Source organism: Streptomyces sp. ATLC9, from assembly GCF_057196705.1.
Map to the genome: position 1 here is coordinate 1 of NZ_JBXUOY010000165.1, position 12,162 is coordinate 12,162.

At 74.3% G+C, this 12,162-nt stretch carries 11 protein-coding genes and 1 pseudogene; 4 read left to right on the forward strand and 8 right to left on the reverse strand.

Annotated features, from left to right (window positions below; translation table 11 throughout):
* From AC2CJA_RS17360 to AC2CJA_RS17370, 3 genes are all read right to left on the reverse strand, one after another.
* Nucleotides 1-302: sulfurtransferase TusA family protein (locus AC2CJA_RS17360; RefSeq protein WP_484603604.1), on the reverse strand; the 302-nt coding region annotated here is incomplete at its 3' end.
* Nucleotides 299-1,150, reverse strand: a complete 852-nt coding sequence (locus AC2CJA_RS17365; RefSeq protein WP_484603605.1) for a phosphate/phosphite/phosphonate ABC transporter substrate-binding protein — start codon at nucleotides 1,148-1,150, stop codon at nucleotides 299-301. The genes AC2CJA_RS17360 and AC2CJA_RS17365, both read right to left, overlap by 4 nt.
* A gap of 124 nt (nucleotides 1,151-1,274) precedes the next feature.
* Entirely contained in the window at nucleotides 1,275-1,760 is a 486-nt protein-coding gene (locus tag AC2CJA_RS17370; protein WP_484603606.1) for an XRE family transcriptional regulator, read from the reverse strand.
* Nucleotides 1,761-1,974: 214 nt separating this feature from the next.
* On the opposite strand from AC2CJA_RS17370, the gene AC2CJA_RS17375 reads away from it, so the two are divergent.
* Nucleotides 1,975-3,096 (forward strand): GGDEF domain-containing protein, encoded by a 1,122-nt coding sequence (locus tag AC2CJA_RS17375; protein WP_484603607.1) that lies wholly within the window; start codon nucleotides 1,975-1,977, stop codon nucleotides 3,094-3,096.
* A 78-nt stretch (nucleotides 3,097-3,174) separates the two neighbouring features.
* Here the strand turns inward: AC2CJA_RS17375 and AC2CJA_RS17380 are convergent, their stop codons facing one another.
* The 5 genes and pseudogenes from AC2CJA_RS17380 to AC2CJA_RS17400 form a co-directional block, all read right to left on the reverse strand.
* Nucleotides 3,175-3,630 (reverse strand): helix-turn-helix domain-containing protein, encoded by a 456-nt coding sequence (locus AC2CJA_RS17380; RefSeq protein ID WP_484603608.1) that lies wholly within the window; start codon nucleotides 3,628-3,630, stop codon nucleotides 3,175-3,177.
* Nucleotides 3,627-4,145, reverse strand: a pseudogene (locus AC2CJA_RS17385) (DNA repair ATPase); the annotation flags it as partial. The pseudogene AC2CJA_RS17385 and the gene AC2CJA_RS17380, both read right to left, overlap by 4 nt.
* A gap of 185 nt (nucleotides 4,146-4,330) precedes the next feature.
* Nucleotides 4,331-4,990, reverse strand: a complete 660-nt coding sequence (locus AC2CJA_RS17390) for a DUF1449 domain-containing protein (protein ID WP_484603609.1) — start codon at nucleotides 4,988-4,990, stop codon at nucleotides 4,331-4,333.
* Between the two features lie 212 nt (nucleotides 4,991-5,202).
* A complete protein-coding gene (locus AC2CJA_RS17395; protein WP_484603610.1) occupies nucleotides 5,203-6,309 on the reverse strand; it encodes a PucR family transcriptional regulator in 1,107 nt (368 codons plus the stop codon).
* A gap of 372 nt (nucleotides 6,310-6,681) precedes the next feature.
* The gene (locus tag AC2CJA_RS17400; RefSeq protein ID WP_484603611.1) at nucleotides 6,682-7,185 is read right to left on the reverse strand and encodes a DUF2690 domain-containing protein; all 504 of its coding nucleotides are present in this window, start codon (nucleotides 7,183-7,185) and stop codon (nucleotides 6,682-6,684) included.
* A 361-nt stretch (nucleotides 7,186-7,546) separates the two neighbouring features.
* On the opposite strand from AC2CJA_RS17400, the gene nhaA reads away from it, so the two are divergent.
* From nhaA to AC2CJA_RS17415, 3 genes are all read left to right on the forward strand, one after another.
* Nucleotides 7,547-8,902, forward strand: coding sequence for a Na+/H+ antiporter NhaA (nhaA, locus tag AC2CJA_RS17405; RefSeq protein ID WP_484603612.1), 1,356 nt, complete (start codon nucleotides 7,547-7,549; stop codon nucleotides 8,900-8,902).
* Between the two features lie 585 nt (nucleotides 8,903-9,487).
* Entirely contained in the window at nucleotides 9,488-9,706 is a 219-nt protein-coding gene (locus tag AC2CJA_RS17410) for a heavy-metal-associated domain-containing protein (protein WP_484603613.1), read from the forward strand.
* 86 nt (nucleotides 9,707-9,792) lie between these two features.
* Nucleotides 9,793-12,096 carry a heavy metal translocating P-type ATPase gene (locus AC2CJA_RS17415; protein WP_484603614.1) on the forward strand — a complete coding sequence of 768 codons (2,304 nt, stop codon included), beginning with the start codon at nucleotides 9,793-9,795 and terminating at the stop codon, nucleotides 12,094-12,096.
* Nucleotides 12,097-12,162 lie beyond the last annotated feature (66 nt).

Here is a 12,162-nt window from a genome sequence, read left to right on the forward strand (position 1 = left end):
GCGCCGGACCAGCGGTCGAGGTCCGCCCGGCCGCGGACGATCCGGGCGCGGACGCCGCCGGCCTCCTGCCCGCCCGGATCCCCGTCCGGATCCGGGGCGCGCAGTTCGTGGCCGTACGCGCGGCACCAGGCGCGCAGGTGGACCGGCAGCGCGGGGTCCTCCCCGGCCACCGCCAGTTCCCCGCCCGGGCGCAGGTCCAGCAGCGCGCGCCGCACCAGCAGGTGCGCGCCCCGCTCGAAGCCCAGCGCCCCGAGACGGAGCGTGCGCGACCCGGACCCGGAATCGGAACCGGGGCCGGTCACGGCACGTACTCCGCCGCGGTGACCCCTCCGGACGGGTTGTAGAAGCCCGTCTCGTCCACCGCGGCCTCCAGCAGCGCGTAGCCCGTGGTGCGGCCGGGGCGCCAGGCGGTGAGCCCTTCCAGCTCCAGCAGGGGGCGTGCCTCGGGGTCGGCGAACGACATGGACAGCAGCAGTTCACCGAACCGCTCGGTCAGGCCGGCGGGGGCGTCGTCCGCGACCGTCATGTTGCAGTGGTCGTACGGCTCCGTCTGCGCCAGCACCCGGGTGCTTCCGGGCGGCAGCGTCCCCTCCCGGCCGAACAGCAGGTGGTTGGCGTCCAGGACGCAGGCGGCGTCCGCCTCGCCCGCGAGCAGGGCGCGCACCGCCTCCCGCTCGCCGCCGACGTGGTCGCCGTGGAGGCCGACGCCCTCGTCGAAGCGGCGGACGCGGAAGTCGCCGCCCGGGCGCAGCCCCGCCCGGCGCAGCGTCTCCAGGGGCAGCAGGTTCGCCTGGGGCGAGTCGACCGCCCCGACGGCCACCGTGCGCCCCTTGAGGTCGGCGAGGGCGGCGACGGGCGAGTCGTGACGGGTGACGACGACGGAGGTGAGGTCCTGGTCGGTGTCGCGCATCACCAGCGCGCGCATCTCCCGGCCCGCCGCCCGCGCCATGCGGTCGGCGCGCACCCAGGCCAGCGGCGAGTTCCAGGCGGCGTGCAGCCTCCCGGCGAGCAGGTCCTCGACCTGGCGCTCGTAGTGCGAGTAGAGGAGGAAGTCGAAGGGCAGGTCCCGGGCGCGCAGCCACGCGCGGAAACCGGTCCAGATGGTGACGGTCTTCGGATCGTAGGCCACGGCGCCCATCAGCAGGGTCAAGGGACACTCTCCTCACACGGCGGCGGTCTACGCGAAGCCTAGGAGTCCGGGACGATCCGGACAACCATGCCCCGAACGCGTACATGTGAGGGCCCGTCGAACGCCGACGGCGCGGCGGGAGCGGTCAGTGCTCCGCGGGCCGGCCGCCAGGCGGAGCCGCGCCGGGGGGCGGCTCCGCCTGGCGGGCACGGGTGCCGGGCTCGCTCTCCAGGACGTGCTCGACGATCCTCGTCACGGCGGCGAGCCCTTCGGGGGACAGCTCCAGAGCGCGCAGGGCGAGTTTCCTGACGCCCATGTTGTGGGCCACCTTGGCGAGTTCGATCTCCGCGTCGGTGCGGGCCGCGGCCCGCTCGTCCAGGAAGTACGAGGCGGGGACGCCGAAGAAGCGGGCCAGGGCCGTCAGGAGTTCGGTGGAGGGGTTCTTCTTGGTGCCCTTGCGCAGGGCCGACAGGTAGGCGCCGCCCACCCGGACACCGGGATCCGCCCGCTTGACGGCCGTGGCGACCTCGTCGTTGGTGTACCGGCGGCCCTTGGGGCCGTCCGGGCGGACGATGTCGAAGAGCCGGTCGAGTCTCTCCGCCAGCGTCCGATCCCCGCGGGTGTCGGACACCGCATACACCTCCACCACACCGGAACCGACCAGGAGCCGTCACCGCATCATAACTCCTGTCGACCGGGCGGGAGTTGACAGCCCGGTCATTCAGGAGCCTAAACTCACTCATCGCGTTCGCTCAACTACCAGTTGAGCTGAGGGGCGAACAGTTCAACCGCAGGTTCACCACCACCCATGCGCCGGACCGCACGACCGGGGGAGAAGGGGATCGATGAGTACTGCGCCGAGGACGACCGAGGAGTACACACCGTCCCCCTCGTGCTGTCCGGGAGGCGGCCATCACCCCCTGACCGATGACCTCACCGGGTTGCTGGTGAGGAGGGCCTGGGAGATCAGGGCCTCCCAGGCCCTCGCCTCCGCCCGCCGGCGGCACAGGCCGCTCGCGCTGCTGCTGGGCGACCTCGACCGCTTCAAGGCCGTCAACGACACCTACGGCCATCTCGCGGGGGACGCCGTGCTGCGCGCCGCGGCGAATGTGCTGCTCCGCGTCGGGAACACCGTCGGGGACTCGGTCTGCGGGCGCTACGGGGGGCACGCGGGCGACGAGTTCCTGGCCCTGCTGCCCGGCGCCGGCGCCGAGGAGGCGATGGCCGCGGCCCGGCTCGTCCAGCGGGGCGTGCGGGAGATGTCCGTGCCGGCCCCGGTCAGCCGCGGCACCACCGTGACCATCACCGGGCAGACCGTCTCGCTCGGCGTCGCCGTCTGGGATCCGGCCGACCCCGCCCCCGGCGGGCTGTCCGACCTGCTGCTGGACTCCGACGTGGCGCTGCGGGACGTCAAGCGCGCGGGAGGCGGCCGCATCCGGCTGGCCGGCTCCCCCGGCCGGCCCGATCCGCGCCCGGCGTCCCCGCTGTTCCCTTCCTTCCGGTCCGTACCGCCCGCCGCCCGGCCGGGTTGGCTGCCGTACGGCGGGACGCACCGCGCCGTGCCCGCGGGCACCTGGTGGGACGCGGTACGGATGCCGGGAGGCACGGGACTGCTGGTGCTCGACGCGCTGCTGCGCCACGGCGACCGGCCGCCCGGCCCGGTCATAGCCGACCTGCCCGGAGAGGCGGGCCGGCCGGACGGAGCGCCGGAGGGGGGCTGGGAGCGGTCGCGGATGTACTTCCTCATCCCGCCCAGGGCCGCCGACCGCTGGGAGCTGCCCGGTACCCGTGTGCTGGGCCGCGGCTCCTACGTCGTGGTGCCCGACGCCGCCAGCGTCCGCCCGCCGGGCCTGCACTGGATCGTGCCACCGGCCGCCGAGCGCCGGCTGACAAGCATCCGCGCGCTGCGGGCGGCGCTGGAGACCGCGGGGACGGGCGGGGGCGCGGCGGCGGCCTCCTGCGCGTAGGACGTACGGGGCGCACCGCTCCGGCCCCCGGACGGGCGCGGCCCGCGGCGCCTCCCGGTTGTCGGTCATACCGGCACTCTAGGAGCGTCCCCCCGTCCCTGTCCCGGCCTTCGCGCCACTCTCCGCGATCGTCATATGCCGCTGCGTGCCGATCCGGGCGGCCGGGGCGGCGGGTTCGACGGAAGCGGGTTCCGCGAGCGGCTCGAACACCAGGCGCGGTTCGCCGCCGTCGAAGGTGAGCGCGAAGGAGGCGTCCAGGGCCCTCGCCAGCCGGGCCAGCACCGCCAGGGTCGGCATGCCCCCGCCCAGCTCCAGTCTGGAGACCTGCGGCTGGCTCATGCCCGCCCGGCAGGCCAGTTCCGTCTGCGAGATGCCCAGCGCCCTGCGGCGCCCGTACACGGCACGGCCCAGGCCCTCGGAGACCCTCGCCTTCTCCCGGGCCCGGTCCGCCTCGTCGTGGACGTACTCCGCGCCGGCCCACCGGGCACGGGCGGCTCCGCGCCGGAGCCGTCTCCTCGCCGCGCCGTCCCTCACAGCACCGCACCTCCCGCCGCCGGGGCGGTCTCGGCGCCGACTGCGGCGTTGCGGGCCCGGAGCTCCGCCTTGACCTCCCGCCACCGCCGCTCCCGCGTCATACGGCCGCGCAGCTCGGCGAGTCTGAGCAGGCTCGCCTCGGCGTCCGCCGACAGCGTGCGCGCCTCGGCCGTGTAGTGGTCGTCGATCAGCGCCTCGACCTCCTCGTCCGTCATCACCGGCGCCAGGCGCCCGGCCGGCTTCCCCGTGTCGCGGTAGGAGCCCTGGAGACGGAACGGCGGTTCGGTGCGGGCCGCCTCGTCGCCGGAGGCGGAGGCGATGTAGGCGGCGTTGACCGCCAGCACCGCGGCCCGCACCCGCAGCTCGGTGTCGGCGCGCTCGCGCGAGGCCAGGGGCGCCGGCACCGGGTTGGCCGTGAGGGAGTTCTCGACGTGGCTGAACGCGAACAACTCCTCCCGGCCGGACAGGACGTCGCCCAGGTTCCACACGTCCGCGCGGCCGCCTCGGCGCGGCGGGTCTTGGCGATGGCGTCGGCCATCCGCTCCCGGACCTCGGCCTCGGCCTCCTTGTCGGCGGCGATCCGGCGCAGCCGGGTCTCGGAGCACGCCGAGGCCCGTGGAGATGACGTCCATGGCGGTGGGTCCCTTGTGAGGTCGTGTGCTTGAGGTCCGGTGGACGGGCGCGCGGGGCGCCGGGGCGCTCAGCGCGGCGGCCGGCCGGCGTCCGGGCCGGGGCCCAGTACGGGGTCGCAGGGCATGACGTGGAAGAAGCCGCCGTCGGGGTCGTAGTCGAAGACCAGCGCGGTGCTTCCGGCGGCCAGACCCGCGGCGTCCTCGCCCCGGGCGCGGACCTGGACCAGATGGGCCGAGCCGTCCGCGGCGGTGATCTCGGCCTGCCCGAAGCGGTGGCTGACGTGCCCGGTGCGGACGGTGCACACCCGGCCGACGAGGTCGCGGTGGCCGGTGCCCGTCTCACGCGGCGCCAGCCGGGCCAGCGGGCGGACCAGCAGGCGCGTCAGCACCCAGGCGGCGAGCAGCGCGGCGGGCAGGACCAGCAGGCGGGCGGGGGTTCCACCGCCGGCCCGCTCGGCCAGCACCGTACCGCTCAGTGATGAGAACCAGGCAATCGCGATGAGGAGCGACAGGGAGACGGAGACAGGCGCCCCGCCCAGCCCGGCCGCCGCGAGGAGGGTCGTGGGGCCGGTGCCGGAGTGGTCGGCGCCGATGCTCTCACCCCCGTCGAGGGCATCGACGCCGACCGCCCCGACCAGCACCGTCAACCAGTAGACGAGCACGACCACAAGTCCGAACCCGAACAGACCGGCGGGGAAGCTCATGGCCGTATGCGTGAACTCGCTCATCTTTCCACCCCCGTAGCGGTCGCGGCGTGACCTCATGCTGACACTCCGGCAGCGGGTCGCACATTGCCAGGATCCGGCAATCTTTACGTCGCGCTTACGTCCGGCAACCGGAGGGAACCACCGGTGCGGCATCCGTCGTCCGCGTCCTCGCGGCGGGGCGGACCGCGCGCACGGGGAGGACCGCGGTCCGGGCCGCGGGGAGCCGCGGGCGGCTACAGCGGCTTCTCCGGCCAGCCCAGCAGCCGGGCGCCCATCGCGGCGGTCTCCAGGGTGTAGCGCTGGAGGCCGTCGCCGGGGTCGTAGCCGGTCAGCTCCCGGATGCGCGCCAGCCGGTACGACAGGGTCCGCACGCTCACGCCCAGCCGGCGGGCGGCCTCCGCGTTCACATAGCCCGCCGCCGAGCACACCGACAGGGTCTCCAGCAGCGGCGCGGCCCCGCCGCGGGCCTGGGTCAGCGGCCCGAGCACCGTGCGCACCAGATCGGCCATCGCCGCGCGGTCGCGCAGCAGCACCGGGAAGACCAGCATCTCCGCCGCGTTGAACCGGACTCCCTCCAGGCCGAGCCGGTCGGCGAGGTCCAGGGCCCCCAGCGCCTCCTCGTAGGAGCGCACCACGCCGCTGGGGCCGCTGTGGGACCGGCCGAGCGCCACCCGCACGGCGGCGGGGTATCCCGGGCCGGGATCCTCGGCGAGCCGGGCGAAGGCCCGCAGGACGGACTTGTCGGCGCTGGCGGCGATGCACACCAGCCGCCCGTCCTTGGTGGCGAGCAGTACGTCGCGTTCACCGAAGCGGCCCACCAACTCGCGCTCGATGCGGCGCACGGTGGGGTGCACGTCGTCGTACTTCTCGGTACCCGAGGCCACCGCGACCGCGTGCGCGCGGGCCAGCCGCAGACCGAAGCGCTCGGCGCGCTCGGCGAGCCGGCCCAGGTCGCTGCGGCCGTAGAGCAGGTCGTCCACGAACTCGCGGCGCTCGGCCTCCTCCTGCCGTACCGCCAGCCGCTGGGCCCGCTCGTGCCCCTCCCCCAGCGCGGCCACCGCGGCCTCCACCGCGGCCAGCAGGGCGTCGCCGGTGCGGGCCCGCTCCGCGGCCGTGGCCGACCTGGCGACGCCCGGCAGCGTGCCCCACAGCCGGCGCGTCTCGACGAGGTAGAGGCCGACCAGATCGCGCAGGCCGTAGCCCCGCTCGGCGACCCGCTCACCCGTCTCGCGGAAGGCGTCCAGTTCGGCGCGGCGCGGCAGCCGCCCGGTCCGGGATATCTCGGCGAGCAGTTCCGCGTAGCCGCCGAGGAAGGAGTCGGGGATCCCGCCGCGTCTCACCGGTGCCCGTCCCTTTCCGCTCGCCCCCGGACTGCGGCCGGGCCACCGGCACAGACTAACCGGGCTCCTCGGCCGAGTGACGGAGCCCACCGGCGTTCTCACGGCTGAGACCGGTCGGGGCGAGCCGGGACGGGGCGGGCCGGCCCGGGGCAGCGATGCCCTCCTGTGCGTCCTCGCCGCCGTGCCGTTGTCTCCCGGCCCCGCCACAGCCGCTCACCGTGGAAACCGGTGGCGGTCATGCGATCGGACCGGAGTGCGCACAACGCGGCGGCGCGGTCACCACGTCGCCGGAAAGGTCACGGTGGGTACGTTCCGTGAAGGCCGCGGACCGGATCCCTCCCCATCGGCGATCTCATCCGGCGAAACGGTCTCTCAGCAGAATCCCTCCCATGCGTTGCTCGCGTGTGTGCCGGTGTGCGCGACCGGCTGCCCCGACGGATCGCGCACGATGGCCATCGCCGTGATGCAGGTGCTCCCCGGAGCGAACACCTGCATGCCGAACGAACTCCCTGTGGCCGGGTCGTACTCGTAGTTCTCGTAGAATCCGAGCCACCCTCCCTGCCCGTCGGGTTGACCGGACATCCGTCGGATTCCCTTGACAACAGTGTTCGAGCTGTTCGAGACGGTCATGACGGCACGCACCCAATTGGTCCGACAGGTCGGCGAGTAGCGCACCTCCATCGTCCCGTGGACAGCCTGTGCGCTACGGATCTGGCGTGTGCCGATGGTGACCGCGTCAGCCGAGCATCCCGTGGTGTACGGATTCGTCCCCGTGTAGGGATCGTAGGGTGCGGCGATGGCGCGGTCGGCGGGCATCGTCATGGCACTCACGACGAGCGCGGAGACAGCCAGCGCGCGCCGTCCGGTTCTTCTCATGGAACCTCGGTTTCGAGTCAGCGGAGCACTTGCCCTCGGGGCCAGCAAACAGCGAGCGGTGGCCGGATCTGAAGAGGCTTTCCGGCCGTATGCGACGGCGCCGCGGCCGAGTGCGCCGTGGTCAGATGTGATCAGCGTCACCGGCGAAACCGGGGCGGCCGGGGGCATTCGCCGACATGGACCGGAAGCCTCCGGGCATTACCCGACGGTACCCGCGCATCCGCGCACTGATCCGCTCTTGCGCGGAAACAGCAGGTTGTGGGTACGGTGGTATGACAATCAAGATCACAAAAGGTGTGCCGGGAAGTCTGGTCGGCGACGTTGTCCACGTACCCCGAAACCGACCCCGGGAGGTCACTCCATGTCCAACGCCCCCAAAGAGCGCACCTCCCTCTTCGGGCTGCCGTCGTTCCAGGAACGCCGGTTCCTGCTGGAGGCGCTGCGCACCGAGACCGTCGGCGGAATGCTGCTGCTGGCCGCCGCGGTGGTGGCGCTGGTGTGGGCGAACTCTCCCTGGGGGAGCCTGTACGAGTCGGTCCGCGACTTCCACTTCGGCATCTCCTCCCTCCATCTCGACCTGTCCGTGGGGCACTGGGCGTCGGACGGCCTGCTGACGATCTTCTTCTTCGTCGCCGGAATCGAGCTGAAGCGCGAACTGCTCCTGGGTGAGTTGCGGCGCCCGGCCGCGGCCGCGCTCCCGGTGGTCGCCGCCGTGTGCGGCATGGTGGTGCCCGCACTCTTCTACGTCGCGGTCAACGCGGCGGGCGGCGGTCAGATGGACGGCTGGGCCATCCCCATGGCCACCGACATCGCCTTCGCCCTCGGTGTGCTCGCCGTGATCGGCACCAACCTGCCGTCGGGCATCCGGGCCTTCCTCCTCACCCTCGCCATCGTCGACGACCTCGGCGCGATCCTCGTCATCGCCGTCTTCTACACCTCCGCGCTGAACCTGCCCGCCCTGGGCGGCGCGCTGGCCGGGCTGGCGGTGTTCTGGTTCCTCCACCAGAGGCTGCGGGTGCGCGGCTGGTACGTGTACGTGCCGCTGGGCATCGTCATCTGGGCGCTGATGCACGCCAGCGGGGTGCACGCCACCATCGCCGGTGTGGCGATGGGCATGCTGCTGCGGGTGGTCCCGGCCAAGGGCAGCGAGGGCTGGCCCACCGAGAAGGAGTCGCCGGCCGAGCGGATCGAGCACCTGGTGCGACCGCTGTCGGCGGGCTTCGCGGTGCCGGTGTTCGCGCTCTTCGCGGCGGGCGTCGGCGTCTCCGGCGACGCGCTGGGCGAGACGTTCGGCCGGCCCGAGGCGCTGGGCGTGATGCTCGGCCTGTTCGCGGGCAAGCTCCTCGGCGTCTTCGGCGGCACCTATCTGGCCGCCCGCTTCACCCGCGCCCAGCTCAGCAAGGACCTGGAGTGGGCGGACGTGGTGGGCGTCGCGCTGCTCTCCGGCATCGGCTTCACCGTCTCGCTGCTGGTGGGCGAGCTGGCCTTCGCCGACAGCGCCGAGACCGGCGAGTACGTCAAGGCGGCCGTGCTGATCGGCTCGCTGGCCGCCGCGGTGGCCGCCGCCGTCTTCCTCAAGTTCCGCGACGCCCGCTACAAGCGGCTGTGGGAGGAGGAGAACCGGGACGAGGACCACGACGGCATCCCGGACGTCTACGAGTGGCCGCAGGGCAAGGTCGCCGAGGAAGCGGGCGGCCGGATCGACCGCGAGGGCTGACGGCACCCCCGGCCCACCCCGCCTCCGGCCCCCGTCCTCCCGGCCGCGCCCGCCCACCGGCGGGCGCGGCCTCTTTTCCGCCGTCCCAGCCGTCCCAGCCGTCCCAGCCGCGCGGGACGGCCGCCGGCTCCCCGGCGCGTCCGTGCCGCTGTGGGCGGCGATCGGTAAGGCGATGGTGACGGCGGTTCAGCGCGGACGCGTCCTCGGGCCCGCGTGATGCCCTGCCGGAGCGCCGGCGGCCCGGTCCGGTGCCCGCCGGGGACAGCGGCACCACTGTGCGCAGCGCGACCCGGAACACCGTGACGAGTACCGCGTGAGCGCTCCCCTCGGGGCGCGGTCCCGGTCACCGGCCCGGCCGTGTGCGGGCACCGGTTCCCGCCCGCCCCGCCCTCCCCGCCCCTCGGTGATGGTCCGCCGCACCCCACCGGCGTACCGAGCGGTCGTCCCCCGGTCTCCGGGGCGTACCCGGGGCCGGGCCGAACCCTATTTGGCTAATACCCCCTAGGGGTATAGAGTCGGGAGTGTCGGAACACCCGTCCGGTCACCCGGACGCCTCCGTGCGCCAATTCCGAGGGAGTAGAGGCAATGAGCACCGTCACCACCACCTACAAGGTCACCGGCATGACCTGCGGCCACTGCGAGGGCGCGGTCAACAGCGAGGTCTCCGCGATCGACGGCGTCACCGAGGTGAAGGCCGTCGCCTCGACCGGCCTGGTGACCGTCACCACCACCGGCGAGCCGGACGACGAGGCCGTACGCGCCGCCGTCGACGAGGCGGGCTACGAGCTCGCCGGCCGGGCCTGACCGCCCGCAGCCACCCCACCCCCGCCGGACCGTACCGCCGCGCGCCCGCGCCGCCGGCGCGGTCCGGCCCTCGCCCGGGAGACAGCATGACCACCACCACGGCATCCGGTACGCAGACGCCCGCCGACGAGGTCGAACTCGTCATCGGCGGCATGACCTGCGCCTCCTGCGCCGCTCGCGTCGAGAAGAAGCTCAACCGGATGGACGGCGTGACCGCCACGGTCAACTTCGCCACCGGGAAGGCGCGCGTCAGCCACGCCCCCGGTGTGGGCGTCGGCGACCTGATCGCCACCGTCGAGAAGACCGGCTACACCGCCCAGCCGCCCCCTCCGCCCGCCCCCGCGCGACCGGAGGACGGGACCGGGGCCGGGACCGCGGCCGGGGCGGGAGCCGCGGAGAGCGAGGGCGAGGGCGAGCTGTCCTCGCTGCGGCAGCGCTTCCTGGTCTCCCTGGCGCTGTCGGCGCCGGTCGTGCTGCTGTCGATGATCCCGGCCCTCCAGTTCGACAACTGGCAGTGGCTCTCCCTGACCCTGGCCGCGCCGGTCGTGGTGTGGGGCGCGCTGCCCTTCCACCGCGCGGCGTGGACGAACGCCCGGCACGGCGCGGCCACCATGGACACCCTGGTCTCGCTGGGCACGACCGCGGCCCTGGGCTGGTCGCTGTGGGCGCTGTTCCTCGGCGACGCCGGGATGCCCGGGATGCGGCACGGCTTCGAGCTGACCGTCTCCCGCGCCGACGCCTCCTCCGCCCTGTACCTGGAGGTCGCGGCCGGGGTGACGGCGTTCATCCTGCTCGGCCGCTATCTGGAGGCGCGTTCCAGGCGCAGCGCGGGCGCCGCGCTGCGCGCCCTGCTGGAGCTGGGTGCCAAGGAGGTCACCGTCCTGCGGGACGGGCGCGAGGAGCAGATCCCCGTCGCCGGCCTGGCCACCGGGGACCGCTTCCTGGTCCGCCCCGGCGAGAAGATCGCCACAGACGGCACCGTGGTCGAGGGGGTCTCGGCCGTGGACGCCTCGATGCTGACCGGCGAGTCGGTGCCGGTGGACGTCGTGCCGGGCGACGCGGTCACCGGCGCGACCGTCAACACCTCCGGTCGGCTGGTCGTGCGGGCCACCCGCGTCGGCTCCGACACCCAGCTCGCCCGGATGGCCGCTCTGGTCGAGGACGCGCAGAACGGCAAGGCCGAGGTGCAGCGGCTGGCCGACCGCATCTCGGCCGTCTTCGTACCGGTGGTGCTGCTGATCTCACTGGGCACCCTGGCCTTCTGGCTCGGCACCGGCGGAGGGCCGGCCGCCGCCTTCACCGCGGCCGTCGCCGTCCTGATCATCGCCTGCCCCTGTGCCCTGGGCCTGGCCACCCCCACCGCCCTGATGGTCGGCACCGGACGCGGCGCCCAGCTCGGCATCCTCATCAAGGGCCCCGAGGTCCTGGAGACCACCCGCCGCGTGGACACCGTCGTCCTGGACAAGACCGGCACCGTCACCACCGGCGTGATGGAGCTGCGGGACGTCGTCGCCGCCGGGGGCGAGGACGAGGACGAGGTGCTGCGCCTGGCCGGCGCCCTGGAGCACGCCTCCGAGCACCCCATCGCCCGGGCGATCGCGGCCGGGGCCGCCGAGCGGGTCGGCTCCCTGCCCGCTCCGGAACACTTCGAGAACGCCGCCGGGCTCGGCGTCCGGGGCACCGTCGAGGGCCGCGAGGTGGCCGTGGGCCGGGAGCGGCTACTGGCGGAGAGCGGCCTGGAGCTCCCCCCGGAGCTGGCCGGGGCACGGGCCGCCGCGGAGGCGGAGGGCCGTACCGCGGTCGCCGTCGCCTGGGACGGGAGGGTACGGGGGCTGCTGGCGGTGGCGGACGCCGTCAAGCCCACCAGCGCCGAGGCCGTCACCCGGCTGCGCGCCCTCGGGCTCACCCCGGTGCTGCTCACCGGCGACAACCGGGCGGTGGCCGAGGCCGTCGCCCGTGAGGTCGGAATCGACGCCTCCGGGGGCCGGGTGATCGCCGAGGTCATGCCCCGGGACAAGGTCGACGTCGTCAGGCGCCTCCAGGCCGAGGGGCACTCCGTGGCCATGGTCGGCGACGGCGTCAACGACGCGGCCGCCCTCGCCACCGCCGACCTCGGCCTGGCGATGGGCACCGGCACCGACGCCGCCATCGAGGCCGGCGACCTGACCCTGGTCCGGGGCGACCTGCGGGTCGCGGCCGACGCCATCCGGCTCTCCCGCCGCACCCTGGCCACGATCAAGGGCAACCTCTTCTGGGCCTTCGGCTACAACGTCGCCGCCCTGCCGCTGGCCGCCGCCGGGCTGCTCAACCCGATGATCGCGGGGGCCGCGATGGCCTTCTCCTCGGTCTTCGTCGTCACCAACAGCCTCCGGCTGCGAGCCTTCCGCTGACCGGTCCCGGTCGCCCCGCTCCCCGTCCATGGGGGGGGGGGGGGGGCGGGGGGGGGGGGGGGGCGC

Bases quoted from the DNA above. Each gene is read 5' to 3' on its own strand.
- nhaA (WP_484603612.1), top strand. From the start codon at position 7,547: ATGTCCAACGCCCCCAAAGAGCGCACCTCCCTCTTCGGGCTGCCGTCG.
- AC2CJA_RS17390 (WP_484603609.1), bottom strand. From the start codon at position 4,990: ATGAGCGAGTTCACGCATACGGCCATGAGCTTCCCCGCCGGTCTGTTC.
- AC2CJA_RS17415 (WP_484603614.1), top strand. From the start codon at position 9,793: ATGACCACCACCACGGCATCCGGTACGCAGACGCCCGCCGACGAGGTC.
- AC2CJA_RS17410 (WP_484603613.1), top strand. From the start codon at position 9,488: ATGAGCACCGTCACCACCACCTACAAGGTCACCGGCATGACCTGCGGC.
- AC2CJA_RS17375 (WP_484603607.1), top strand. From the start codon at position 1,975: ATGAGTACTGCGCCGAGGACGACCGAGGAGTACACACCGTCCCCCTCG.
- AC2CJA_RS17400 (WP_484603611.1), bottom strand. From the start codon at position 7,185: ATGAGAAGAACCGGACGGCGCGCGCTGGCTGTCTCCGCGCTCGTCGTG.